The following is a 25,875-nucleotide window of genomic DNA, read 5'->3' as shown; positions in this document are numbered from 1 at the left end:
CGTGAAGGAAGAAGTTATAAAACTATTAATCGTAACTGAATTTTTAGAAAATTCTTACTTAGTAGGAAAAGTGTAATAATAGTTGCGAAATTGTGAATTTGTCAGTATTGTAAAATTAAATGGAGCGATATTATCCATTGCAAAACAGTTTTTAATATTATTTTTAAATTTGATTGGGATGGGCATTAGGGGTTGCGCTTTCCAAAGCAAAGGGGCGAGTTTTCATGGAAATCTTCAAGTATATGGAAAAGTATGATTATGAACAATTGGTATTTTGCCAAGACGAAGCATCTGGGTTAAAAGCGATTATCGCTATCCATGACACGACACTTGGACCAGCATTAGGTGGTGCTCGTATGTGGACCTACGCGACAGAAGAGAATGCGATAGAGGATGCATTGAGACTAGCACGTGGGATGACATATAAAAACGCGGCTGCTGGTTTAAACCTTGGCGGTGGAAAAACGGTCATTATTGGGGACCCATTTAAAGATAAAAATGAAGAAATGTTCAGAGCTTTAGGGCGTTTCATCCAAGGACTTAACGGTCGCTATATTACAGCTGAGGATGTTGGTACAACAGTAACAGATATGGATTTAATTCATGAAGAAACAAACTATGTTACTGGAATCTCACCAGCGTTCGGTTCATCAGGTAATCCGTCACCAGTAACTGCTTACGGTGTTTATCGTGGTATGAAAGCAGCTGCAAAAGAAGCATTTGGTACGGATTCGTTAGAAGGTCGTACAATTTCTGTTCAAGGACTAGGGAATGTTGCTTACAAGCTTTGCGAGTATTTACATAACGAAGGTGCAAAACTTGTTGTAACTGATATTAACCAAGCGGCAATTGATCGTGTAGTGAATGATTTTGGTGCTAGAGCAGTTGCGCCAGAAGAAATCTATTCACAGGAAGTTGATATTTTCTCACCTTGTGCATTAGGAGCTATTCTGAATGACGAAACAATCCCACAATTAAAAGCAAAAGTGATCGCTGGTTCTGCTAATAACCAATTGCAGGATTCTCGACATGGGGATTATTTACATGAGCTAGGTATTGTCTACGCTCCTGACTATGTGATTAATGCTGGTGGCGTAATTAACGTCGCTGATGAATTATACGGCTATAATCGTGAACGTGCGATGAAACGTGTAGATGGTATATACGATAGCATTGAAAAAATCTTTGATATTTCAAAACGAGATGGCATTCCTACTTATGTAGCGGCTAATCGTTTAGCAGAGGAACGCATTGCTCGTGTATCAAAATCGCGCAGTCAGTTTTTAAAAAATGAAAAAAATATTTTGAACGGTCGTTAACAGCTGTTCGTGAAAAGAAGTCGCATAGTCGACTTCTTCTCTTTAGATAATGGTAAATAAAGGATTCACAAATTATAAATAGTCACAAGAAAAGATTACGCAATAACTTCAAGTGAACGTAATAAGGTGCACCTTTCATTTCAATGTCTTGATGTATAGAGATAGTTGCTTGTGGCGATACAGCTATTTCCTCTATGGATTTCACTGTCACACATGTTTGGAAGAGGGGGTTTAGCACTTTTCTCATAAGGAGGAATAAAAAATGGCTCAAAATTATGATGTAGTTATTTTAGGGGGAGGGACAGGAGGCTACGTAGCAGCAATTCGGGCAGCACAATTAGGCTTGAAAACAGCTATAGTGGAACGTGAACAACTTGGTGGTACCTGTCTACATAAAGGCTGTATTCCTAGTAAGGCGTTACTTCGCAGTGCAGAAGTGTATCGTATGGCGAATAAAACGGCAAGTGAATTTGGTGTAGATATCTCTGGGGTTACATTGCAATTCAATAAAGTGCAAGCTCGCAAACAAGCAATTGTAGAGCAATTAAGCCAAGGTGTGAATACACTGATGAAAAAAGGCAAGATTGATGTATATGAAGGAACAGGGCGAATTTTAGGACCTTCTATTTTCTCACCGATGCCAGGTACGATTTCTGTTGAGATGCTAAATGGTGAAGAAAATGAAATGCTAGTTCCAACGAATGTTGTCATTGCAACAGGATCGAAACCGAGAGGAATGGCAGGGTTAACAGTGGATGGCAAATACATCATGAATTCTGACCATGCTTTGCAAATGGAGGAATTGCCATCGTCATTACTGATTGTCGGTGGTGGTGTAATTGGTATTGAATGGGCATCGATGCTATGTGATTTTGGAGTATCGGTAACGGTCGTGGAATATGGCCCATCAATTTTACCAGCAGAAGATGCAGATGTCGTAAAGGAAGTGACAAAGCAGCTTGAAAGTCGTGGCGTACGTATTGTAACAAATGCACGCTTAGATTTAGATAGCTACAAAACTGAAAATGATAACGTTTTCATTTCAGCGAAGCTTCAAGATAAAGAAGAACATTTCACGGCAGAGAAATTGTTGCTATGTGTTGGACGTGAAGCAAATATACATGGTATCGGATTAGAAAACACAGACATTGAAATAGACAACGGCTTTATTAAAGTAAGCGATTCTTATCAAACGAAAGAATCACATATGTATGCCATTGGGGATGTTATAGGTGGGTTACAGTTAGCACATGTTGCCTCCCATGAAGGATTGTCTGCGATTGAACATATTGCAAATGGAAAAAAAGCGCCGTTAGATGTATTGAAGGTACCAAAATGTGTATATTCCTTCCCAGAAGTAGCTAGTATTGGTTTAACGGAAAGTGCTGCCCGTGAACAGGGATATGCATTAAAGGTGGGCAAATTCCCATTTAAAGCAATAGGAAAAGCGCTTGTCAATGGAGATTCAGATGGCTTTGTTAAAATAATAGCAGATGAAGAAACGGATGACATTTTGGGTATTCATATGGTGGGGCCACATGTAACGGATTTAATAGGAGAGGCGTCATTAGCAAAATTATTGGACGCGACTCCTTGGGAAATTAGTCAAGCAATCCACCCACATCCATCACTAAATGAAGTGTTAGTAGAATCTGCCTTAGCTGTTGATAAGCGGGCTATCCATTTTTAACTTGGATTGAGCCTAAGTCGTCTACATCTAGGAAGCGGAATGGGAACGATAGCTCGTTAGGGGCTCTCACCCAAGTTAATCTAAGTTAACAGCCTTAGTAGATGACACAGATTTTATAAAGGGCTTTCTAGAAAACGCCAAAAATCTGAAGGCAATTACGCCAAGGTGTAAAAATACTGTCATAATTTAAATACTAGAGTAGCTTGTACATGGATTACAGGCACTTTAGCATTTTCTCTAATGCGAAAGGGGTGTTCATATGCAAGACGTTCAAATAAAACATGAAGATTTAGGTTTATCGACTGAAGATGTCGTTGCTATGTTCGAAACGATGTTAATGGCAAGAAGACTAGATGAGCGTATGTGGTTATTAAACCGCTCAGGTAAAATTCCATTTGTTATTTCTTGTCAAGGGCAGGAGGCAGCACAAGTAGGAGCAGCCTTTGCACTAAATAAGGATATAGACTATATTGCACCATATTACCGAGATATGGGTGTTGTATTGCATTTTGGAATGACGCCAAAAGAGTTAATGTTATCAGCTTTTGCAAAGGCTGAAGACCCGAATTCGGGCGGCCGCCAAATGCCAGGGCACTTTGGACAAAAGAAAAATCGCATTTTGACTGGTTCTTCGCCAGTGACAACACAAGTTCCACATGCAGTTGGTGTGGCGCTTGCAGGACGTTTGCAAAAAGAGGATTTTATTACCTTTGTCACATTAGGAGAAGGCTCTTCCAACCAAGGTGATTTTCATGAAGGTGCGAATTTTGCAGGAGTGCATAAGTTACCCGTCATCATAATGGTAGAAAATAATCAATATGCAATTTCAGTACCAGTAGAACGTCAATTAGGTTGTGCAAAGGTATCCGATCGTGGTATTGGCTATGGGATGCCTGGCGTTACAGTGGATGGTAAATGTCCATTACAGGTTTATAAGGTCGTTAAAGAGGCAGCAGAACGTGCACGTAGCGGTGCTGGTCCAAGTCTAATCGAAACGGTAACTTTCCGTTTAACTGCACACTCTTCAGATGACGATGATCGTCAATATCGAACAGCTGAAGATATTGCAGAAGGTAAAGCGAAGGATCCGATTGTATTATTCGAGAAGTATTTACAAGATGCTGGCATTATGACTGAATCTCTTCGAAAAGAAATAGAAGAGCGTATCATGGCTGAGGTGAATGAAGCAACGGATTATGCAGAAGCAGCACCGTATGCCCAACCAGAAGATGCCTTGAAATACGTATATGCACCAGTGGACGGAGGTGACGTGTAATGGCAGTTATGTCTTATATTGATGCGATTACATTAGCGATGAAGGAAGAAATGGAACGGGACGACCGCGTTTTCATCTTAGGGGAAGATGTTGGTCGCAAAGGTGGCGTTTTTAAAGCAACTACGGGTCTTTACGAGCAGTTTGGTGAGTATCGCGTATTAGATACACCACTTGCTGAAAGTGCCATTGCAGGGGTCGGGATTGGTGCGGCAATGTATGGGATGCGCCCAATTGCTGAAATGCAGTTTGCAGACTTTATTATGCCAGCTGTGAACCAAATAGTTTCCGAGGCTGCGAAAATTCGTTATCGTTCAAATAATGACTGGACTTGTCCGATTGTCGTACGTGCTCCTTTCGGTGGAGGAATTCATGGCGCGCTTTATCATTCACAATCGGTTGAGGCTCTTTTTGCTGGAACGCCTGGTTTGAAAATTGTCATTCCTTCTACACCATATGATGCAAAAGGTTTGTTAAAAGCAGCGATTCGCGATGAAGATCCTGTGTTATTTTTTGAGCATAAGCGAGCATATCGACTAATTAAAGGAGAAGTCCCATTAGATGATTATACAATACCAATTGGTAAAGCCGACGTTAAGCGTGAAGGTGAAGACGTGACAGTAATAACATATGGTTTAGCTGTTCATTTCGCTTTACAAGCAGCAGAGCGATTAGCAGCAGATGGTATTTCAACGCATATTTTAGATTTACGTACTGTGTATCCTCTAGATAAAGAAGCAATCATTGAAGCGGCAAGTAAAACAGGCAAAGTTTTACTAATTACTGAAGATAACAAAGAAGGTAGCATTATAAGTGAGGTCGCAGCTATTATTGCTGAGAATTGCTTGTTTGATCTTGATGCACCTATCCAACGATTAGCTGGTCCAGATGTCCCTGCGATGCCATATGCACCGACAATGGAAAAGTTTTTCATGATTAATCCAGAAAAAGTAGAACGTGCTTTGCGAGATTTAGCTGCATTTTAATTACTCAGATGATACTCCTGTATATTAGGAGAAAAATACTTAGTTGTAGTCTCTTTTTGAAGTAAGTGTTAGGGGCGCATACTCAAAATAGCAAAAGCCTCGGGCGGTCGTCATAGATTTTAAACTTGCTTGCTTTGTCAACGCAATATCTTGGCTAAGGTTACTACCGAGGCGTAATTGATGGGGGGAATAGGATAATGGCGATTCAAAACATTACGATGCCACAGCTCGGTGAAAGCGTAACAGAAGGTACAATCGAAAAATGGCTCGTGCAACCAGGTGATACAGTAAAAAAATATGATCCATTAGCAGAAGTTGTGACAGATAAAGTAAATGCAGAAATCCCATCCTCTTTTGAAGGGGTTATTACAGAGTTACTTGCTGAGGAAGGGCAAACGTTACCTGTGGGAGCCGTTGTTTGTTCAATCGAAATTGCAGGTGACGGTGAGTTACCTGAATCTCAACCTGCGAAAAAATCAACAGTAAGTTCAGCGATTAGGAACGCTGGTATTCAGAAAAAACAAGAGGCGCCAAAGGAAACGACGGTTGCCGTTTCGGCAGAAAAACCAGTAAGACAGCAAAAAGCGCGTTACTCACCAGCCGTACTTAGACTAGCGCAAGAACATGATATTGCACTTGAGCAAGTAGTTGGGACTGGAGAGGGTGGTCGTATTACACGAAAAGACCTTCAACAATTAATTGAAGCTGGCAATGTGCCAACGGCTAAAGATGCACCAACTTCTGAGCCAGTTGCCGCTGTTAGTAACCAACAAGTCACGCCATCCGAACAAGCTGCAAAACCAGTACCATCTGGCCAAGAAACACAAGCTGGTGATATTGAAATACCAGTTACAAACGTGCGTCGTGCCATTGCTAATAATATGGTGCGTAGTGCTCAAGAAGTACCACATGCTTGGATGATGATGGAAGTGGATGTAACGGATTTAGTTGCGTATCGAGATAGCATTAAGACAGAATTCAAACAAAAAGAGGGCTTTAATATTACTTACTTTGCATTCTTTGTTAAGGCTGTTGCACAAGCATTAAAAGAGTTCCCAATGATGAATTCAATGTGGGCAGGAGATAAAATTATTCAAAAACATGATATAAATATTTCCATTGCCGTAGCAACGGATGATGCACTCTTTGTCCCTGTTATAAAACACGCGGATGAAAAGTCCATTAAAGGGATTGCTAAAGAGATTCATGAGCTTGCTCAAAAAGTTCGCGCAGGCAAACTGACAATGGATAATATTAAAGGCGGTACGTTTACGGTTAATAATACAGGTGCTTTCGGCTCTATGCAGTCAATGGGCATCATTAATTACCCGCAGGCAGCTATTCTTCAAGTGGAAAGTATTGTAAAAAAACCTGTTGTTTTACCTGGCGGAATGTTTGCTGCACGCGATATCGTAAATTTATGTTTATCTTTAGATCATCGTATACTAGATGGATTAGTTTGTGGTAAATTCCTAAATAGAGTAAAAGAAATACTCGAAAATACAAATAAATCTTCGACGTCAGTCTACTGATGATTTGTCGGAAACCTGTTGTATAACGGTTTCCGATTTTTTTTTGCTTTTCGAGTAGCAGATTGTCATGTAGAATAACAAATAGAAACTACTAAGGGGGGAAGCTGATTAAGCGTCCGCATGTCAAACAACATGAAAAATATTGAATTTGAAAAGCCGTCCTATTCAGAATGGCAAGATGCAGCAATCAAAGCTTTAAAAGGGAAACCATTCGAGTCTCTTTTAACGAAAACAAGTGAGGGTGTTACGTTAGAACCGCTTTACACGCAAGAAAGTTTAGTAGCCAAACTAGGTGATGAGCTAGATCAACAAGTTGCCACAATCCGTTCCCTACAAAATGGCGAAGTATTTCGTGTGGCACAGCAAGTGTATGCTGAAACAAGTGAAGCATTCTTCGCGCAGCTTGATGATAGCTTAGCTCGTGGCAATGAGGTAGTGACAGTTGATAGTCGTGTAAGCTTTGAATGGACTGAAGAAATATTGGCACAACTAGCTACATATTTCTCTGAATATTCGTTTAAAATGACGGTAAAAAATGAAAATGACCCTTTACTGGCAGTATTCAACAACATACCAACTGAACAACGACAAGATGTAAACGGCTTCATTATTTCTAACAATCCAATTAAGCTTGTAGGATTGCCAAATGTACGTACGTTAAGTGCTGATACAGTGTCTTTCCATAATGAGGGTGCTAATGCTGTGCAAGAATTAGCATATGCACTTGCAATTGCGGCTAAATATGCAGAGCAAGAAGAAAGCTTTGAAGCTTTTGCACAAAAATTTTATGTTTCATTTGCCCTTGATACGCAATTCTTTACAGAAATCGCTAAACTACGTGCTTTTAAAGTACTTTGGAAAGCGTTCTCATCAGCTTATGGTGTGACAGAAAATGTAAAAGTTCCAACACTTGCTGAAACTTCGCTTCGAAGCTTCTCTAAATTGGATGTTTACGTAAATTTACTTCGCGCTGCAAATGAAGCGCTTTCTGGATTAATTGGCGGTGCGGATGTCTTTACAGTTCACCCACATGATGCATTAACGAAACCGACAGAGCAATCTGTACGTATAGCGCGCAATGTATCTCTAGTATTAAAAGAAGAAACAAATGTGTTAAAAATAACAGATCCTGCGGGTGGTTCATACTTCATTGAATCATTAACAGCTGACTTCGTAAAAGAAGCATGGGCATTATTTTTAGAAATTGAGGCTGCTGGTGGTATAGATGCTTATACAGCTTCGGGGAAATTAGCTGAAGCGTTAGAAGCATCATATCAAGCACGCATTAAAGCTGCACAAACACGCAAACAATCGGTTATCGGTACAAATATTTATGCAAATCCTGCAGATGTCCTTGATAGCGAAACAAACCCACTATTTGCAAATATTAAGCGAATTACGATACCGTTCGAGCAATTGCGTTTACAAATGACTGCTGCCAATGTGAAAACTGGCATCTTAGCATTAGGCTCACTAAAAAGTTCTAAACCTCGTGCTGATTTTGTGTCTGGTTTCTTAAACACTGTTGGTCTTGTACCAGAAAAAAGCGAACCAGCTGTAACAGCTGAGGAAGCGCTTGCTTGGTTAAAAGCAACAGACGCAAATTATGTTGTAATCGCAGGTAATGATGATGCTACAAAAGAAATGGTTCCCGCAATTTTAGCTGAAAAACCAGCACACGTGATTGTAGATATTGCAGGTAAATTTAAAGACGAAGAAGAAGCTTGGTTAGCAAATGGCTTAAACGGCTTTATTTTCGCAGGACAGAACATCATTGAAAAATTAAATTCGGTGTTCGCTAGCATGAAGGAGGTCCAACGATGAGCAAGCCAAATTTTAGTGCAATTGAAATCGAAAAAGTATTAACAGCAGAAGCTCCTGCGGCTTCAGACGACAAATTCATGACAAATGAAGGTATTGAAATTAAAGATATTTATACAAAAGATGATATTAAAGATGTAAAACACTTAGATGATGTTGCAGGGATTGCGCCAAATACACGCGGACCATACCCTACTATGTATGTCGCACGTCCTTGGACAGTCCGTCAATATGCAGGTTTCTCCACTGCAGAAGAATCCAATGCGTTTTACAAACGTAACCTTGCAATGGGGCAAAAAGGTCTTTCAGTAGCCTTTGACTTAGCAACACACCGTGGATATGATTCGGATCACCCACGTGTAACAGGTGATGTTGGTAAAGCAGGGGTAGCAATTGATTCAGTAGAAGATATGAAAATTTTATTCGATCAAATTCCTTTAGATCAAATGTCTGTGTCAATGACGATGAATGGTGCCGTACTTCCGATACTCGCATTCTATATCGTTGCTGCTGAAGAACAAGGTGTTACTCCAGAACAGCTTGCTGGGACAATCCAAAATGATATTTTAAAAGAATATATGGTACGTAACACGTATATTTACCCACCAGCAATGTCGATGAAAATTATTGCAGATATTTTTGAATTTACAGCTAAGTTTATGCCGAAATTTAACTCTATTTCGATCTCAGGCTATCATATTCAAGAAGCGGGTGCTACAAATGACATCGAGCTTGCGTATACATTAGCTGACGGTCTTGAATATGTTCGGACTGGTTTAAAAGCTGGTATTGATATTGATGCCTTTGCACCACGTTTATCATTCTTCTGGGCTATCGGGATGAACTATTATATGGAAGTTGCGAAAATGCGAGCTGCTCGTCGTATTTGGGCACAAATGATGTCTACGTTCAATCCAAAAAATCCAAAGACATTGGCATTACGTACACACTCACAAACATCTGGATGGTCTTTAACAGAGCAAGATCCATTCAATAATGTAACGCGTACATTAATTGAGGCGAATGCTTCTTCTATGGGCCATACACAATCTCTTCATACGAATGCACTAGACGAAGCAATTGCATTACCAACAGATTTCTCTGCACGTATTGCACGTAATACGCAACTATTCCTACAAGAAGAAACGGCTATGACAAAAGTGATTGACCCTTGGGGTGGCTCATATTATGTTGAGAAATTAACAGATGAAATCACAAAGTCTGCATGGGCGTTAATCGAAGAAATCGAAGAACTTGGTGGTATGGCAAAAGCAATTGAAACGGGCCTTCCAAAAATGAAGGTTGAAGAAGCTGCGGCTAAACGTCAGGCGAAAATCGATTCTAAATCTGAAACGATTGTAGGCGTGAACAAATATCGTCTAGAAAAAGAAGAACCAATCGATATTCTTGATATCGACAACACACTTGTGCGTCAAAAACAAATTGAGCGTTTAGATGCCATGAAAGCTTCTCGTGATGAGGCAGAGGTTCAAAAACATCTTGCTCGCTTAACGAAAGCAGCACAAGATGGAGAAGAAAACTTACTTGCAATAGCGGTAGATGCAGCACGTGCTCGTGCATCGCTTGGAGAAATCTCTGATGCAATCGAGATAGTTTCTGGTCGTCATAAAGCAATCATTCGCTCAATCTCAGGCGTTTATTCTGCAAACTTCTCGGATGAAGAGCAAATTACAGAAGTAAAAAATATGACAGATGAGTTCCTTGAAAATGAAGGTCGTCGCCCACGTATTTTAGTAGCTAAAATGGGACAAGACGGGCATGATCGCGGTGCTAAAGTAATTGCAACAGGCTACGCTGACTTAGGCTTCGATGTCGATATTTCACCACTATTCATGACACCAGAAGAAACGGCGCAAATGGCTGTTGAAAATGACGTACATTGTATTGGTGTATCATCACTCGCAGCAGGACACAAAACTCTTGTGCCAGCGTTAGTTTCTGAACTGACAAAGTTGGGCCGTGAAGATATTATCATTATCGTTGGCGGCGTTATTCCAGCACAAGATTATGAATTCCTTTATGAAGCAGGGGCAGTGGCAATCTTTGGACCTGGTACAGTTATACCAGTTTCTGCAATTAAAATTATTGAGGAAATTTATAAACGTTTAGGTTACGAGGAAGTGTCTAAATAATGGACAAAAACAAAGAGATGCAGGAAAGTGCTCTATTTGTCATGGATGGCGTGGAGGCATCTCACGATGGTATGCAATATGGTGTACCAAAAAAATTCCGAAAGAAAAAAGCTGACAAACTTGATATCCAAGAGCTTGCACGAAATGTCCGTGCAGGCTCACGTGTACAATTGTCTAAAGCTATTACACTCATTGAAAGCTCAAATATGACTCATAAAGTACAGGCGCAAGAGCTATTACAGGAGCTTTTACCGCATACAGGCAACAGCGTCCGTATTGGTATTACGGGAGTACCAGGCGCAGGGAAAAGCTCTTTCATTGAAGCTTTCGGAACGATGTTATGTGAGATGGGTAAAAAAGTAGCAGTCCTTGCAATAGACCCAAGTTCTTCGTTATCGGGGGGCAGTATTTTAGGCGATAAAACACGCATGGAAGAACTAGTGAAAAAGCCGAATGCGTTCGTTCGCCCGTCACCGTCTGCTGGTACCCTAGGGGGTGTTCATAAGAAGACGCGTGAAACGATGCTTGTCTGTGAAGCAGCTGGGTATGATGTGATTTTGATTGAGACGGTTGGTGTTGGTCAAAGTGAAACATATGTCCGAGGAATGGTTGATTTCTTCTTATTGTTAGTATTGACGGGTGCAGGAGATGAACTGCAGGGCATGAAAAAGGGCATTATGGAATTAGCAGATGCCATTGTTGTGCATAAGGCTGATGGTGATAATGTGCGACTAGCGAAAAAAACCGTTTCCGAATATAAGCAAATATTGCATTTCCTTCAACCCGCAACGCCAGGATGGATGTCTACTGCTATGCCAGTTAGTTCGTGGGAAAAAAAAGGACTCGATAAAGTATGGAATACGATCGGTGACTTTAGACAAACGGTGGAAGCGAATAATTACTGGTCCATTCGCCGTCAAAATCAAACAAAAGATTGGTTCCAATCCATGATTACAGATCATCTAATTGATGCATTTTATGGGGATCCAAACCGTAAAGAACAAGTACAGTTACTAGAGCGCCAAATTCTTAATGGACAATTGACAGTAACGCAAGGTGTAGATCGTTTATTTAGCGATGAGCAAACACAGAAATAATGTACGCTTTTATATGAGCATGTAGGTGCACAAAATCGTCACTTACTGCTATGATAGGAGATGTATGAGTGCTATCTAAAGCATCTAAAGCTTAAAGACAAGCGCGAAATTGAAAGGAGCTATCGCTTTATGAATATGGATTACGATTTATTTATGCAAGAAATTTTAAAAACAGCACGTGCTGAAATTGAAACTGCAGGTTATGAGCAATTACGCACACCTGAAGCTGTTGAAGAGGCGTTTGCTCGTCCTGGTACAACATTAGTCATGGTAAATTCAGTATGCGGCTGTGCGGGAGGTATTGCTCGACCAGCAGCAGCACAATGCGTGCATTACGATAAACGACCAGATCATTTAGTTACTGTATTTGCAGGTCAAGATAAAGAAGCAACAGCAGCTGCTCGTTATCACTTCGGTGAAGACCACCTACCATCTTCTCCATCATTTGTACTTTTAAAAGATGGACAAGTTGTAGCAGAAGTTGGCCGCTATGAAATTGAAGGGCATGATCCGATGTCGGTCGTGACAAACTTACAAGCAAATTTTGAAGAATATTGTGAAGAGCTTTAATATTTTTCAATATCTATGTAAGGCAAGATTAAATAGGGCTTAGCTATTATTCATTTGACTAGAGTGACATGTGCACTTTAGTCAAATCCTTTTGGAATTTTTGTAATATTGGCTAAATAAAAGTCTTGCTGATTAAAAAGTTTTACTAGATAAGAAAAGCTTCTAATGAATAATTATTCGTTATGAAAGTTGAAGGATGGGAGGCAGTCGACTTGAAGAAATTTTCAATCGGCTATCGTACATTAAAAACAGCAATCGGTGCAGCTATTGCCATAGCGATTGCGCAGTATTTTGAATTGGCTTCTTATGCTTCAGCTGGTATTCTAACGATCCTATGTGTGCAGCCAACAAAGAAAAAATCACTTCATGCTGCTTATACCCGCTTTGTCGCAAGCATAGTTGGTATGCTGTATGCATTTTTAAGCTTTGAGCTATTTTCTTATCACCCGCTAACATTGGCAGGTATGCTTGTATTGTTTATCCCGACAATTGTGTCGTTAAAGGTAGCAGATGGTTTCGTCTCTAGTGCGGTTATAATTATGCATATATACGCTGCAAAGGGCTTTACGTTAGCTCTTGTTTATAATGAATTTGCTTTAATGGCTATCGGGTATGGTACGGGAATAGCGATAAATATGTATATGCCAGATATTCAAAAGGAATTAAATTACTATAGAGTTAAAATAGAGGAGCTGTACAAAAAGATTTTTTTAGAAATTGCCAGCTATTTAAGACAAGGCGATACATTATGGGATGGGCAGGAAATTATTCAAGCTATTAAAACGTTGAATGATGCAAAATCATTAGCTTTTAAAGATGTTGAAAATCATTTTACACGAAGACAAAATGATTATTATCTTTACTTCGATATGCGTGAACAGCAGCTTGAAATAATTGAACGAGTACTCCCTAAAATAACTGCCCTACCTGTTATAGTACAAGAGGCGGAAATCGTTGCGGACTTCCTACAAGACCTTGGTGAGCATGTCCATTCAGGAAATACTGCGGGTCATTTTAGGGAGAAATTAGAGCTAGCAAAGAGAGATTTTGCCGAATTACCTTTACCGACAAATCATCAAGAGTTTATTGCTCAGGCTGCGCTTTATCAATTCATTGAAGAAATGGATCGTTATTTAGAGATAAAGCAATCATATAAGGGCTTAAAGGTCAAAGGAAAGCGCCCACAGTAATGTGGACGCTTCGCACTTTCTTAAACTAGCATCGATAAACCAAATGCAAGAGATGAGATTACCATAATGGCAATCATAGCATAAACTACGATTTTCTGAAATTTTTTATTACTCATATGCTCGTTCGCTCCTTCTTTTCTTATAAATAGTTTAGCAAATCTGAAAAATTTCTCAAGTAGTAGAGTTTTGACAAAAAAATCTGTAAAATAGGGTATGTACCATAACAGAAGGAGATGTCACCATGGAGAAAGTAGACCATATTGGGATTGCAGTGCGCGATCTTGATGAACGCATTACATATTATACAGAAACTTTAGGTTTAAAGTTACTGAAAGTAGAAGAGGTTGAATCTCAGCAAGTCCGTGTTGCATTTATCGACGCTGGCAACGTGAAACTAGAATTACTAGAACCGATGAGCGAAAAAAGTACGATTCACGGATTTATCGAGAAACGTGGCGAAGGCATTCACCATGTAGCATTCGGTGTAACAGGTATTCGTGAGCGTATGGCGGAACTTCGTGATAAAGGCGTGCGCCTCTTATCAGAAGAGCCAGGGCCAGGTGCTGGTGGTGCAGAGGTTGCTTTCTTGCATCCTAAATCATCTTTCGGTGTGCTATATGAATTATGTGATAAAAGCGGAAAAGGGGAAAAGTGATTAGTATGGATATGTTCGATAAAATTAATGACTTATATGATCGTAAGACGGTAATTGAACTTGGCGGTGGCTATGAACGCATCGAAAAGCAACATGAAAAAGGTAAGCTAACTGCGCGTGAGCGTATTGAATTATTACTCGATGAAGGTACGTTTTTCGAAATTAACCCATTCATTACACACCGTACAGTCGATTTCGGTATGGACAAACTAGAAGGACCTGGCGACGGCGTAGTAACAGGATTTGGTAAAATTAACGGACGTCCAGTTTACTTATTCTCTCAAGATTTCACTGTATTCGGTGGAGCACTTGGTGAAATGCACGCTAAAAAAATGGCGACAGTAATGGATCTTGCTGCTAAAAATGGCACACCATTCATCGGCATTAACGATTCAGGCGGCGCACGTATTCAAGAGGGTGTACTTTCTTTAGACGGTTACGGACATATTTTCTACCGTAATGCAATCTACTCTGGTGTTATTCCACAAATCTCAGTCATTATGGGACCTTGTGCAGGTGGAGCAGTGTATTCTCCAGCTATCACAGACTTTATCCTAATGGTCGATAAAACATCTCAAATGTTCATTACTGGACCAAAAGTTATTGAAACAGTAACAGGTGAAAAAATTTCTGCTGAAGACCTTGGTGGCTCTAAAGTAAATAATGCAGTAAGTGGTAACGCTCACTTCCGTGCACCGTCGGAAGAAGCTGCCATCGATCAAATTAAACAATTATTAAGTTATTTACCACAAAACAATAAAGAAAAAGCACCACGCCAGGCACGTCCTGAAGGGGACGATTACCGTCCTGAAATCGTAGACACTGTTCCAATCGAAACAACTCGCCCATACGATGTGCGTAAAGTAGTGGAACAAGTAGTAGACGAAGGTTCATTCATGGAAGTTCACTCTGAATTTGCGAAAAACGTAGTAGTAGGCTTTGCGCGTATTGCAGGTGAATCAGTAGGACTTGTATGTAACCAACCTAAAGTATTAGCTGGCGGTCTTGATATCGACTCTTCCGATAAGGCAGCCCGTTTCATTCGAACTTGTGATGCGTACAATGTCCCAATCATCACATTTGAAGACGTTTCTGGATTCTTCCCAGGCGTAAAACAAGAGCATGGTGGAATTATCCGTCATGGTGCGAAAATCCTTTATGCCTATTCAGAAGCAACTGTACCAAAAATTACAGTAATTTTACGTAAAGCATATGGTGGTGCATACGTTGCACTTAACTCTAAATCAATTGGCGCTGACCTAGTATTCTCTTGGCCAAATGCTGAAATCGCGGTTATGGGTGCAGCGGGTGCTGCAAATATCATCTTTGCGCGTGAAATTGCGAAGTCAGAAGATCCTGAAGCAACGCGTGCAGCGAAAATTGAAGAATACAAAGAGAAGTTTGCCAATCCTTACGTGGCGGCATCTCGTGGTATGGTAGATGATGTTATCGATCCACGTGATACACGTATTAAACTTATCCAAGCTTTAGACATGCTGTCAAATAAACACGAAACACGTCCTGAGAAAAAACACGGAAATATTCCGCTATAATAATATACAAACCCAGTAGCCATTTGGTTGCTGGGTTTTTGTATGAGAGATAACAGATTCGGAACAAAAAAGAATTTTATAAAATGGCAGATAATTGAAACATTTCTTTCGCTCATCCGTACAAATACAAAAGGGGAGTTGAGATGAATGGAATGGCAACAATTACAGACTGAGCAGGAAACACTTCAAGGACAACTAAGAAATGCTAATAGATTAAGAGAGCAGAGGTTTTTAATTGAAGGGCAAATCGAGCATGCACAGCAGGAAATTACTAAGCATTCTACTGAACACAATCAAATTCGTATGAAACTTGATAAACTAGAGGGCTTTTCGTTTATGAATATGATTCGTACATGGACTGGGCAACAAGACGATTTGCGCGCTGAGAAAATCGATAAGGCAGCCATTCTAGAATTAAAAATCAAGGAAGCGGAAAAAATGCTGAAAGACTTAACATTTGATTTTGAACAGGTTAATCAAAAGCTCAAGCAAATTAATGAAAAACAACTTCAAGAAGCATTAAACATTCTACATATAAAAAAGAAAAACTATCTCCAATTACATGAACCCGAAGTTGCTCAGAAAATAGAACAGCTTGCAAATGAAGAATTTATAACGAAACAGTTAATCTCAGAAATACAAGAAGCGGAAGATGCAGGTGACATTGCGCTTACTAAACTGGGGCAGGCGGCTGCATCACTACACTCAGCGAGCGGCTATTCGACATGGGATACATTTTTTGGCGGCGGCCTTATTGCCACACATTTAAAGCATGATGCGCTTGATAAAACGGAAAACTATCTCCATAGTGCACAAATTGCCTTGCAACGCTTTCATAACGAATTGCTGGATGTACAGGACATGTCGACAAAATCTTTGCAAATTGAAACAGATGGCTTTGTGAAATTTGCAGACTACTTCTTTGATGATATATTTTCGGCTTGGTCAGTCCATTCCAAAATATCTACAGCAAGAGAGCAAGTATCCAGAGTACAAGATGATGTACATAATACAGTTAGACGTTTGCAGGAAAAGCATAATAGAGCACTGGAATATTTGGAAACATTAAAAATGGAAAAGAAAGAGATTTTACAACTATAAAAAAGTCTGTGGAAAGAGCTTCTCATACTCTTTTCACAGGCTTTTATGCATTTTTGAATATAAAATAAAGAAGTTACTACTAGCGTATTATTCCAACTCTTCAGTCAATGTGCTAAACTAATACATATATTATGACGTGGAAAACACGTAAATCAAGGGAGTTTTACAACATGACAAGTCGTTTAGTAGAAGAGTTTTTTGAGCTCGTACAAATCGATTCAGAAACAAAACACGAACAGCTTATTGCACCAGTTCTAATTGAAAAATTAACAGCACTTGGTTTTTCAGTAGTGCAAGATGATGCACATACACGCAACGGTCACGGTGCTGGAAATATTATCGCGACATTAAAAGGTACATTAGATATTGAGCCAATCTATTTTACTTCACATATGGATACGGTTGTACCAGGAAAAGGTATTAAACCATCGCTTCGTGAAGATGGCTATATCGTTTCAGATGGCACAACAATTTTAGGTGCAGACGATAAAGCAGGTCTAGCAGCGATGTTTGAAATGGCAAAGCGATTAAAAGAACAACAAATTGAACATGGTGACATCCAGTTTATCATCACAGCAGGGGAAGAGAGTGGTTTAGTAGGAGCGAAAGAATTGGACCCTACTGCTATTATCGCAAAATACGGCTTTGCAGTTGACAGTGATGGCAAAGTTGGTGGAATCGTGACAGCAGCGCCATTCCAAGCGAAAATATTTACGAAAATCATCGGTAAAACTGCGCATGCAGGTGTTGCTCCTGAGAAAGGGATATCTGCCATTACGGTTGCTTCAAAATGTATTGCACAAATGAAGCTTGGAAGATTAGATGAAGAAACAACTGCGAATATTGGCCGCTTTGAAGGTGGACAAGCTACAAACATTGTGTGCGATGAAGTGAACATTTTAGCAGAAGCACGTTCAATTGATAAAACAAAGCTAGATGCCCAAACAAAACATATGCAAGATACGTTTGAGCAAGTTGCAGCTTCAATGGGCGCACGTGCTGAAGTAGAAGTAAAACTAATGTACCCTGGCTTCCGTGTAACAGAGTCAGATAAAGTCGTACAGGTAGCTATGGCGGCAGCACGTAATATTGACAGAACACCTCTATTAGGTATTTCTGGAGGTGGCTCTGACGCTAATATTATTGCAGGCTTTGGTATCCCTACGGTTAACCTATCAGTAGGGTATGAAGATATTCATACAACAAATGAAAAGATTCCTGTAGAAGAATTAGAGAAATTAGCCGATTTGCTTGTTGAAATCGTGAAAGAAACAGCAAAACACGAGCGCTAAAATAAAAGGAAGTGACCTGATGGAAAGTGTAAAGGCAGTAGTTTTTGCATGTGGTACAGAGGAATATGCAGTACCAGTGGAGCAAGCAATATCCATTGAAAAACTAGAGCAAGTAACCCCAATTCCGCATTTACCGAATTATTTACTAGGTTTTACAAGAAATCGAGGAGAGCTAATTCCAGTATTAGATTTTGAACGTATTCTCTATAATCGTTCGTCAAATGCACCGACAGCACGTGTGATTGTATTAAATACAGATGTAGTAAACTATGGGCTGCTCGTGACAGAAGCTAGGGAAATTCTCGATTTAGATGAATCTGTTTTAAAGCAAATGGGTCTTGTCAATTATGCTAAAACACGCTATTTTACGGCTGTGGCGAATTTAGAAAATCGTATGATTACGTATGTTGACCCAAAAATACTCGTAGATTCCTTAGAGGGCATTCGAGAAATTATAAACTATTTACACAAAATGCTTGAAAACGAAAAAGAAAACGTAGAGATTTAAGCTTTACATATTGATGTCAAAAGTCATTACACCAATAAAAAGAACCCCCTCCAACCGTAATAGATTGGAGGGGGTTCTCGTTTTCATTAAGAAAGTCGACCACTATAGTCTTCGAACTTAAATTCACGAATCACTTTAATGCCTTCTGAATCGTTATACGAAACGATAGATGGCAGGTTAACACCGTTAAACATATGATTTTTTACCATGGAGTAGTGCGCCATATCTGTGAAAACAAGGCGATCTCCAGGTTTCAACGGTTCTTCAAATGAGTAATCTCCAATCACATCACCAGCAAGACATGTAAGCCCACCTAAGCGATATGTGTGTGCTAGCTCATTTGCTTGTCCTGAACCGATGATCATTGGGCGGTAAGGCATTTCAAGCACATCAGGCATATGACAAGTTGCAGAAGTGTCCAAAATAGCTAAGTCCATCCCATTTTTCTGAACATCTAGAACAGTTGCTACAAGGTAACCTGTATTTAGCGCCACAGCTTCACCAGGCTCTAAATAAACAAGGAGATTGTATTTATCTTGAATATAATTGATGATATTCACTAGTTTTTCAACATCATAATCTTCACGAGTGATATGGTGACCACCGCCGAAGTTTAGCCATTTCATTTGATGTAAAACATCACCAAATTTTTCTTCGACAACTTCAATAATGCGCTCTAATGTATCAGAGTTTTGCTCACACATTGCATGGAAGTGTAAGCCATCTATACCATCAAGTTGAGATTTGTCAAAGTTAGCTAATGTTGTACCAAGACGAGAGTTCGTATAGCAAGGATCATAAAGTGCTGTTTCAATCTCAGAGTATTCAGGATTTACACGAATTCCACATTCAATTGATTTACCAGTAGCTTTGACTTTGTCTTTGTATTGAGCCCATTGGTTGAAAGAGTTAAAGACGATGTGATCCACATAGCCAAGAAGCTCGTCCATTTCATGCTCTACGTAAGCAGGTGCATAAACATGAACTTCTTTACCCATCTTTTCATAACCAAGACGGGCTTCAAATAGAGAGCTTGATGTAATGCCAGCTAAGTATTCACCAACTAAAGGGAATGTTGAATGCATTGAAAACCCTTTAAGTGCAAGTAAAATACGGCAGCCAGTACGATCTTGTATCGACTTTAAAAGCTCAAGGTTTTTTGTTAATAGACGTTCATCCACTACGTATGAAGGTGATGGAACTTTGGTGAAATCAATTGGTTTCATCGGCTATGTTCCTTCGCTTCAGTCTCTAGGTCTAGTAATTCTGGGTTATGGCTTTCTTGCCATGGAAGACCCCATTTGTTTAGCGCATCCATAAATGGATCTGGATCGAATTCTTCTACGTTCCAAACGCCAGGCTTTTGCCATTGACCGTTCATGACAAGCATTGCACCAATCATTGCTGGTACACCTGTTGTGTATGAAATCGCTTGTGAACCTACCTCGTTATAGCACTCTTCGTGGTCACATACGTTATATACGTAGTAAGTTTTTTCTTTGCCATCTTTTAAACCACGGATAATACAGCCGATATTTGTTTTCCCTTTTGTACGTGGTCCTAGTGATGCAGGATCTGGTAATACTGCTTTAAGGAAGTGGATTGGCTGAATCATTTGACCTTCGAATTCGATTGGTTCAATTGAAGTCATGCCTACATTTTCTAATACTTTTAAGTGTGTTAAGTATTTTTCAGAGAATGTCATCCAGAATCGAATTTGCTTTAGACCTTTAATGTTTTTAGCAATTGATTCTAATTCTTCATGATACAGTAGGTAAATATCTTTAGGACCGATTTCGGGTAAGTTGTAAACTTCTTTTTTCTCAAGTGGTGCTGTTTCAATCCACTTGCCATCTTTCCAGTAACGACCATTCGCTGTAATTTCACGAATGTTGATTTCTGGATTAAAGTTTGTTGCGAAATGATAACCGTGGTCACCAGCGTTGGCATCTACGATATCAATATAGTGGATTTCGTCGAATTCATGTTTTTGAGCATGCGCAGTGAAAACGCCTGTTACGCCTGGATCAAATCCACTACCAAGTAACGCAGTTAAGCCAGCTTTTTCGAACTTTTCTTTATAAGCCCATTGCCATTTATATTCAAATTTTGCCGTTTCAGGTGGCTCGTAGTTTGCAGTATCCACATAGTGCACACCTGTCGCTAAGCAAGCATCCATAATCGTTAAGTCTTGATAAGGTAACGCTACGTTAATGACAACATCTGGTCCGAAGCTTTTAATAAGCTCGATTAATTCTTCAGTATTGTCAGCGTCTACCTGTGCAGTATGAATCTTTGTTTTTCCGCCGTCTAGTTTTTCTTTTAGAGCGTCACATTTTGAAACAGTTCTGCTTGCGATACAAATTTCCTCAAATACGTCCGAATTCTGAACACACTTGTGTACCACAACACTGGCTACTCCGCCAGCTCCTATAATCAATGCTTTACCCAATTGTCTACCCCCAAGTTCATATAAAGTATTGTCAAACAAGCTGATTATACAGAAAATTGATATACTACTCAATCATTGTTTTTAAATTTCTACAAAAAAAATTTTTTTTCAACATTTATTAGGCGAACTTAAGAGGGAATAGCTAAATTGTGTGAGTGACTGGCACGTTAAGTGGGCACCTAAAGTTGATGCTCGACGTCCCCCCATAAATAAAAAATAAAGATTAGTAGCATACTTAATAATCCCATCACGAGGCCATAGGTGCTGAAGGCCACTTGCACTTGACTTTGCAAAGCATAAATGAAAATGGCTCCTAGTATAAGTAAATTGCCCATTAGTAGTATTAACAGATGAAAGTGTCGATTCATAGCAAGCCCTCCTAAATTGAAATTTACTAGCCCCAAAACAAGAAAGAAATTTTACTTCAATTATCTCATAATTCAGAAAATAATCCAAATAATAACTATTATGATGATGAAAAACTAGAATTAAGCATTATGGTTTTCGTCTTTACTTTCAAACGAGCATAATTCGTATTTTTTGCTCCAATTATTTGCAAATTGAGATTTGAATGGTTTTCGACAAGAACAATAGGGTGACCATATGTATATTAAAAAAATGGGCTTTTCATGCATTGCTTTTCATGATAATTGCTGTTTTTCTCTCTAAAGATGGTAAACTACCAATAAGACTTTTCTTTAGGTGAAGGTGAGGATTATATAGTGATAAATCAATTTAATGAACAAGTGCAACAAGTAAATGAATTTTTTGTAAATGGTCAAGTAAAAGAAAGCTATAATTTGGCAAAAGCATTATTAGTGGATGAATCATTTGGAGCTGACGCTTCATTTCCAACTATCCAACAGCATGTGGCACTTTTAGAGGCAAATGGATATGCCAATATGCCGATGCCAAGTGCGGAAAATATGCAACAAAGTGTTGAACGTGTAGATGGATCTTATCCTGAGCGTGATGTCCTCGCCGCATATATTGGAACTCAGGATGATGAGCAGTTTGGCAAAGTAGTTGATGAATTATTAGCAGGGTCAATAGAAGCACAGGCGAATGCTTACTATACAATGGCTGAATATTTTGTCCTTGCCAAAGAGCCAGATAAAGCAATGGTACAATATGCGGAGGCAATAAAACTCCAGCCTAATAAAGCTTTATACTGGGGAGCCTTTGCCCAATTTATTAATCGTTTGGAAGCGAGCCCATATTTGGCACTGCGCCTTATTGAAGAAGCGATTGAGTTAGATAGAATGAACCCTCGTTGGTACTATATTCAAGGGAATATTTTTTTCCAGCTAGTAGCTTCTACGAAAAATTTAAGTTACATACCTGCATTGGAGGAAGCTTGGCAAAAGGCGAAAAAACGTTGCTCTGCCAAGCAAGTTGAGTTAAAGGTTGAAATTGCGAAGTCTGAGGATTTACTAGCTCAATGGAAGAAACAAATGTTGTAAAACGAAAAAACACGTCGATTTCATACGTAGCATTCTTTGAATAATTATAAATTGTTTGGGTGACTGGCACGCAACATATTTGCGCTCCTGTAGCAGTTTATGTGGCTTTTTACATGAATAAATATAAATTGTATGAGTGTCAGGCACTTATAAATGAATAAATATAAAAAAATAAACAATTTCTGTATTTTTATGCTAGAATATTTATATAAACGGACGTAAGAAGCTTATTTTATAGCATGAAAGAAGTGTTTGTTTGAGTTTATATGTTGCGTATGTATTAGTTGGACTTGCTATCGCAATGCCTGTAGGCGCCATTACTGTTGAAATGACAAAGCAAGGGTTAAAAAATGGCTTTATGCATGGCTGGGCAGTAGGTCTTGGTGGTATGACGGTTGATGTAGTATTAGTTTTTGCCCTGTATATGGGACTTGCTACTATATTAGCCATGCCGATAATTCAACTGCCAATGTGGATTATTGGAGCTGGTTTTTTATTTTTACTAGGACTCGATTCGATTAAAAACGCCGATAAGGATATTACGCTAGCGGGTGAAAAGGTGACTAAATCATTTTTCACATCGTATCGAAATGGGCTGCTAGTGGCTATTTCGCCAGGCAACCTCGTTTTTTGGGTAAATGTATTCGGTGTCGTTCTAGCAAAATCGTATAATCAAGGGGAATCGGCTAGCTTCCTAGTAATAGCTGCTGGAATACTTAGCGGTATTTTACTGCACGACATTGGTTTAATGACCATTGTTTCGGTTACACGTAAGGCGATGAGTCGCAAGATGATTAAAACACTTACAATGATCTCAGGCGTCTTATTAATTTGTTTCGCAGGATATTTCATTTATGAGTTTATTCAAGGCATTAAAATGTATAGATAAAGATAAGCATCGACAAGGCATTGAGGAGATTCTCAATGCCTTTTTATATTGCAACAAAGAACTAACCATCAAATAAACAAAGACTATAAACAATTTGTTTATAGTCTAAAGTTGATGTGAAAATTTTTCGTCGTGAATAGTTATGCAGGAATTTCACGATGTTCATGAAGACAAGCTAAAATCTCTTCTGCAACTTGATGTGCCAAAGTTAGTTCCGAAGTAAAGCCTACACATGAACAATTCATTTCACCTAAAATGTAACAATCTTCTCCTGCTTCATTTGTATCCAACATGAAATCAGCTGTCCAAATAAGTGGTAGGTCGTAATTGCCTAATAAGTTCGTGACAAGAGGTAGCTGTGTTAAAAAGTTTTGTACAAGTTCTTCCCATTCCTCTGGTTTATCGTAGCGATATTGAGCACCAGAGAAAAGTGTTGCACTAAAGGCATCTTCAGTATCGGCTGGTTTTTTATGTACCACGTGAACTGGTTTGTCACGCAACATAAATAAGCGGATTTCGCCTTCAGTAATACGTGGAAGGAAGCGCATATCAATGAGCATCCCATTTGTGCCAGTGATATACTGCTCGCAAAATGTCATGAACTCGCCAAGCTTCCAATACTCTACATGATTGTCTTTTGCCTCAGTACATTTAATCTCGGCATCTAGCGGTACATCTGTAATGCCAGCAGCAAGCGGTTCGACTAATTTTACACGCCAAATACCCTCTCCAGTTGAGCCTCTATTTTGCTTTAATACGCGCTCAGTAATTGCAAGGGAGGTAGGGAATTGTGCCTTAAATGCTTCAATTGTGTAATAAGCAAACGTATCATCGGGTACTAAATTTGTAGAGACTAATTTCGATAATACATCTTTAGAACCGTAGCCAGTCATTGCATCGGGATGTGGCATGCCAATGACCCCCGCTGCACATAAATCACGCAGCATTTCGAAATATTCTTCCTCGTGTTCTAAATTACCAGGGTTAATGCGGGATACATAGGCAATGCCGTGTTCTTTAACGTACTCAAAGATGGCGTCTTTTTTTGCGATATCAAAGAACACTACTTCCGCATCTTGTCCGCGTTGTTTAAGTGCATTTACCATTGGCATCGTATCTTGTCTGAAGCCATCGGGTCCCTTATCAGTGCCTCCACGTACTTCGAAGAAAATTACTTTTCTATTCATATATATACCTCCTTATTGTCATGATATTTTTTAGTATACTGGACAAACAAGGAGAAAAGATATATGAAATATGTAAATTTTATATACAAAATCATAGTTGGAATTTTCAATCTAGTAGTTTGTGACTATTAATTTTTGGAATTATCTAATTTTGTCGCAATCTACTAATTATTTGGTTTTTTAGCCCAATTCAAGTTGTTTTTTCTGAAATACCGTAAGATATAAAATCATGCATAGGATAAGGAATGTTCCAAGCATTTGGAAGCCCCCAAACGGAATTTGTAGCCATAGCACACTTGTCAATACAGCTGTTAATGGCTCTAGGCTGCCTAGTAAACTTGTTTCTTTTGGTGATAAGTAATGCAAACTTGCAATGTAGAACCAAAAGGCAAGCATTGTCCCAAAAATAATGATAAACAAAAAGTAAGCGCTCGTAGCCATGGTCCATGTCGATAAGTCGATGTGCCATGGCTGATAAAAAATGCTCATAACAGAACCGCCAATTAGCATTGCCCAACCGACTACAAGTAATGAATGAAATTGCTGTAAAAGCGGTACTGCATATAATGTATAAAAAGCGACAGAAAGCCCCGATAGCACACCCCAAACTACGCTCATCGCTGGTACAGAAAGCGTAGAAAGAGATCCATTTGTCAGCAATAATGTCGTACCTGTAAGTGTGAGTGTAACTGCAATTCCATCCTGCTTCGTAAGTTTGCTTTGCCTTTTAATAATATAAAAAGCGATGATGAAGAGAGGAGCCAAATATTGCAGTAAAGTCGCTACAGCAGAATTGCCGATTGCAATGGACATCATGTAGGTGTATTGTACAGCAAGCATGCCGAGTATACTAAAAAGAATTTGTCTAAAAGCATCTTGCTTTGTTCGCCACATAACAAAAATGGATTGTTGACGGTGTGTAATCTTGTAGACGGCAATTAATAGCATACCAGCTAACAGAAGCCTGCTCGAAACAAGCCACCCAACTTCAATTTGTTCTTGTTGGAAAAGTTTTTGGGCGACTGTTCCACCAATTCCCCAAAAACTTGCGCCGAGAATGACAAGTATAAAACCAAAAATAGGATTTTTTTTATTTTGTTGATTCATCACTATAACATCTCCTAAACTATCAATATAGAGATAT

Annotated in this window: 23 protein-coding genes; 17 read left to right on the top strand and 6 right to left on the bottom strand. The window is 39.3% G+C overall.

Going from position 1 to position 25,875, the window contains the following annotated elements:
• The first annotated feature begins 224 nt into the window (after positions 1-224).
• From FH508_RS14710 to FH508_RS14665, 10 genes are all read left to right on the top strand, one after another.
• Positions 225-1,319 (top strand): Leu/Phe/Val dehydrogenase, encoded by a 1,095-nt coding sequence (locus tag FH508_RS14710; RefSeq protein ID WP_173479019.1) that lies wholly within the window; start codon positions 225-227, stop codon positions 1,317-1,319.
• A gap of 262 nt (positions 1,320-1,581) precedes the next feature.
• On the top strand, positions 1,582-3,009 hold the full coding sequence (lpdA, locus tag FH508_RS14705; protein ID WP_173479018.1) for a dihydrolipoyl dehydrogenase: 1,428 nt from the start codon (positions 1,582-1,584) through the stop codon (positions 3,007-3,009).
• A gap of 259 nt (positions 3,010-3,268) precedes the next feature.
• The gene (locus FH508_RS14700; protein ID WP_173479017.1) at positions 3,269-4,285 is read left to right on the top strand and encodes a thiamine pyrophosphate-dependent dehydrogenase E1 component subunit alpha; all 1,017 of its coding nucleotides are present in this window, start codon (positions 3,269-3,271) and stop codon (positions 4,283-4,285) included.
• On the top strand, positions 4,285-5,268 hold the full coding sequence (locus FH508_RS14695; protein WP_173479016.1) for an alpha-ketoacid dehydrogenase subunit beta: 984 nt from the start codon (positions 4,285-4,287) through the stop codon (positions 5,266-5,268). Before FH508_RS14700 ends, FH508_RS14695 begins: the two co-directional genes overlap by 1 nt.
• A 197-nt stretch (positions 5,269-5,465) precedes the next feature.
• Positions 5,466-6,800, top strand: a complete 1,335-nt coding sequence (locus FH508_RS14690; protein ID WP_173479015.1) for a dihydrolipoamide acetyltransferase family protein — start codon at positions 5,466-5,468, stop codon at positions 6,798-6,800.
• A 132-nt stretch (positions 6,801-6,932) separates the two neighbouring features.
• Positions 6,933-8,624 (top strand): methylmalonyl-CoA mutase family protein, encoded by a 1,692-nt coding sequence (locus FH508_RS14685; RefSeq protein ID WP_370635642.1) that lies wholly within the window; start codon positions 6,933-6,935, stop codon positions 8,622-8,624.
• Complete coding sequence (gene scpA / locus FH508_RS14680) at positions 8,621-10,774, top strand: methylmalonyl-CoA mutase (RefSeq protein ID WP_173479013.1); 2,154 nt, start codon at positions 8,621-8,623, stop codon at positions 10,772-10,774. The genes FH508_RS14685 and scpA overlap by 4 nt, the downstream gene beginning before the upstream one ends.
• A complete protein-coding gene (gene meaB / locus FH508_RS14675) occupies positions 10,774-11,871 on the top strand; it encodes a methylmalonyl Co-A mutase-associated GTPase MeaB (RefSeq protein ID WP_173479012.1) in 1,098 nt (365 codons plus the stop codon). The genes scpA and meaB overlap by 1 nt, the downstream gene beginning before the upstream one ends.
• Before the next feature lie 129 nt (positions 11,872-12,000).
• Positions 12,001-12,441: a BrxA/BrxB family bacilliredoxin gene (locus FH508_RS14670; RefSeq protein WP_173479011.1), complete on the top strand. Its 441-nt coding sequence runs from the start codon at positions 12,001-12,003 to the stop codon at positions 12,439-12,441.
• A 182-nt stretch (positions 12,442-12,623) separates the two neighbouring features.
• A complete protein-coding gene (locus tag FH508_RS14665) occupies positions 12,624-13,631 on the top strand; it encodes an aromatic acid exporter family protein (protein ID WP_173479010.1) in 1,008 nt (335 codons plus the stop codon).
• Between the two features lie 20 nt (positions 13,632-13,651).
• On the opposite strand, the gene prli42 is transcribed toward FH508_RS14665, so the two are convergent.
• Positions 13,652-13,747, bottom strand: coding sequence for a stressosome-associated protein Prli42 (gene prli42, locus FH508_RS14660; protein WP_173479009.1), 96 nt, complete (start codon positions 13,745-13,747; stop codon positions 13,652-13,654).
• Positions 13,748-13,872: 125 nt separating this feature from the next.
• On the opposite strand from prli42, the gene mce reads away from it, so the two are divergent.
• The 5 genes from mce to FH508_RS14635 all read left to right on the top strand — a co-directional run bounded on the left by mce (position 13,873) and on the right by FH508_RS14635 (position 18,740).
• A complete protein-coding gene (mce, locus tag FH508_RS14655) occupies positions 13,873-14,286 on the top strand; it encodes a methylmalonyl-CoA epimerase (protein WP_173479008.1) in 414 nt (137 codons plus the stop codon).
• Positions 14,287-14,291: 5 nt separating this feature from the next.
• Positions 14,292-15,839, top strand: a complete 1,548-nt coding sequence (locus FH508_RS14650) for an acyl-CoA carboxylase subunit beta (protein ID WP_173479007.1) — start codon at positions 14,292-14,294, stop codon at positions 15,837-15,839.
• Positions 15,840-15,986: 147 nt separating this feature from the next.
• Positions 15,987-16,940, top strand: a complete 954-nt coding sequence (locus tag FH508_RS14645) for a hypothetical protein (protein ID WP_173479006.1) — start codon at positions 15,987-15,989, stop codon at positions 16,938-16,940.
• 170 nt (positions 16,941-17,110) lie between these two features.
• Positions 17,111-18,232 carry a M20/M25/M40 family metallo-hydrolase gene (locus tag FH508_RS14640; RefSeq protein WP_173479005.1) on the top strand — a complete coding sequence of 374 codons (1,122 nt, stop codon included), beginning with the start codon at positions 17,111-17,113 and terminating at the stop codon, positions 18,230-18,232.
• A gap of 19 nt (positions 18,233-18,251) precedes the next feature.
• Positions 18,252-18,740: a chemotaxis protein CheW gene (locus FH508_RS14635; protein WP_139860559.1), complete on the top strand. Its 489-nt coding sequence runs from the start codon at positions 18,252-18,254 to the stop codon at positions 18,738-18,740.
• An 86-nt stretch (positions 18,741-18,826) separates the two neighbouring features.
• On the opposite strand, the gene nspC is transcribed toward FH508_RS14635, so the two are convergent.
• The 3 genes from nspC to FH508_RS14620 form a co-directional block, all read right to left on the bottom strand.
• On the bottom strand, positions 18,827-19,966 hold the full coding sequence (gene nspC, locus FH508_RS14630) for a carboxynorspermidine decarboxylase (protein ID WP_139860561.1): 1,140 nt from the start codon (positions 19,964-19,966) through the stop codon (positions 18,827-18,829).
• Positions 19,963-21,192: a saccharopine dehydrogenase family protein gene (locus FH508_RS14625; RefSeq protein ID WP_139860563.1), complete on the bottom strand. Its 1,230-nt coding sequence runs from the start codon at positions 21,190-21,192 to the stop codon at positions 19,963-19,965. Before FH508_RS14625 ends, nspC begins: the two co-directional genes overlap by 4 nt.
• Positions 21,193-21,371: 179 nt before the next feature.
• Complete coding sequence (locus FH508_RS14620) at positions 21,372-21,560, bottom strand: hypothetical protein (protein WP_173479004.1); 189 nt, start codon at positions 21,558-21,560, stop codon at positions 21,372-21,374.
• A 354-nt stretch (positions 21,561-21,914) separates the two neighbouring features.
• Here FH508_RS14620 and FH508_RS14615 point away from each other — a divergent pair, with 354 nt between their 5' ends.
• Complete coding sequence (locus tag FH508_RS14615) at positions 21,915-22,655, top strand: tetratricopeptide repeat protein (RefSeq protein ID WP_228134082.1); 741 nt, start codon at positions 21,915-21,917, stop codon at positions 22,653-22,655.
• Positions 22,656-22,911: 256 nt separating this feature from the next.
• Positions 22,912-23,544 (top strand): LysE family transporter, encoded by a 633-nt coding sequence (locus tag FH508_RS14610; RefSeq protein ID WP_173479003.1) that lies wholly within the window; start codon positions 22,912-22,914, stop codon positions 23,542-23,544.
• A 140-nt stretch (positions 23,545-23,684) separates the two neighbouring features.
• On the opposite strand, the gene FH508_RS14605 is transcribed toward FH508_RS14610, so the two are convergent.
• On the bottom strand, positions 23,685-24,731 hold the full coding sequence (locus tag FH508_RS14605; RefSeq protein WP_173479002.1) for a Cj0069 family protein: 1,047 nt from the start codon (positions 24,729-24,731) through the stop codon (positions 23,685-23,687).
• Between the two features lie 180 nt (positions 24,732-24,911).
• On the bottom strand, positions 24,912-25,838 hold the full coding sequence (locus FH508_RS14600) for a DMT family transporter (RefSeq protein ID WP_173479117.1): 927 nt from the start codon (positions 25,836-25,838) through the stop codon (positions 24,912-24,914).
• Positions 25,839-25,875 lie beyond the last annotated feature (37 nt).

Source organism: Lysinibacillus sp. CD3-6 (assembly GCF_006351725.2).
Taxonomy (GTDB): Bacteria; Bacillota; Bacilli; order Bacillales_A; family Planococcaceae; genus Lysinibacillus.
Note: the sequence above shows the minus strand (reverse complement) of the source record. Positions and strands in the feature narration are given on the sequence as shown.

Coding starts and splice junctions, on each gene's coding strand:
- FH508_RS14620 (WP_173479004.1), bottom strand. CDS start 21,560: ATGAATCGACACTTTCATCTGTTAATACTACTAATGGGCAATTTACTT.
- FH508_RS14685 (WP_370635642.1), top strand. CDS start 6,933: ATGAAAAATATTGAATTTGAAAAGCCGTCCTATTCAGAATGGCAAGAT.
- FH508_RS14605 (WP_173479002.1), bottom strand. CDS start 24,731: ATGAATAGAAAAGTAATTTTCTTCGAAGTACGTGGAGGCACTGATAAG.
- scpA (WP_173479013.1), top strand. CDS start 8,621: ATGAGCAAGCCAAATTTTAGTGCAATTGAAATCGAAAAAGTATTAACA.
- mce (WP_173479008.1), top strand. CDS start 13,873: ATGGAGAAAGTAGACCATATTGGGATTGCAGTGCGCGATCTTGATGAA.
- meaB (WP_173479012.1), top strand. CDS start 10,774: ATGGACAAAAACAAAGAGATGCAGGAAAGTGCTCTATTTGTCATGGAT.
- FH508_RS14665 (WP_173479010.1), top strand. CDS start 12,624: ATGAAAGTTGAAGGATGGGAGGCAGTCGACTTGAAGAAATTTTCAATC.
- FH508_RS14645 (WP_173479006.1), top strand. CDS start 15,987: ATGGAATGGCAACAATTACAGACTGAGCAGGAAACACTTCAAGGACAA.
- FH508_RS14650 (WP_173479007.1), top strand. CDS start 14,292: ATGGATATGTTCGATAAAATTAATGACTTATATGATCGTAAGACGGTA.
- FH508_RS14635 (WP_139860559.1), top strand. CDS start 18,252: ATGGAAAGTGTAAAGGCAGTAGTTTTTGCATGTGGTACAGAGGAATAT.
- FH508_RS14710 (WP_173479019.1), top strand. CDS start 225: ATGGAAATCTTCAAGTATATGGAAAAGTATGATTATGAACAATTGGTA.
- FH508_RS14670 (WP_173479011.1), top strand. CDS start 12,001: ATGAATATGGATTACGATTTATTTATGCAAGAAATTTTAAAAACAGCA.
- FH508_RS14695 (WP_173479016.1), top strand. CDS start 4,285: ATGGCAGTTATGTCTTATATTGATGCGATTACATTAGCGATGAAGGAA.
- FH508_RS14600 (WP_173479117.1), bottom strand. CDS start 25,838: ATGAATCAACAAAATAAAAAAAATCCTATTTTTGGTTTTATACTTGTC.
- nspC (WP_139860561.1), bottom strand. CDS start 19,966: ATGAAACCAATTGATTTCACCAAAGTTCCATCACCTTCATACGTAGTG.
- prli42 (WP_173479009.1), bottom strand. CDS start 13,747: ATGAGTAATAAAAAATTTCAGAAAATCGTAGTTTATGCTATGATTGCC.
- lpdA (WP_173479018.1), top strand. CDS start 1,582: ATGGCTCAAAATTATGATGTAGTTATTTTAGGGGGAGGGACAGGAGGC.
- FH508_RS14640 (WP_173479005.1), top strand. CDS start 17,111: ATGACAAGTCGTTTAGTAGAAGAGTTTTTTGAGCTCGTACAAATCGAT.
- FH508_RS14690 (WP_173479015.1), top strand. CDS start 5,466: ATGGCGATTCAAAACATTACGATGCCACAGCTCGGTGAAAGCGTAACA.
- FH508_RS14700 (WP_173479017.1), top strand. CDS start 3,269: ATGCAAGACGTTCAAATAAAACATGAAGATTTAGGTTTATCGACTGAA.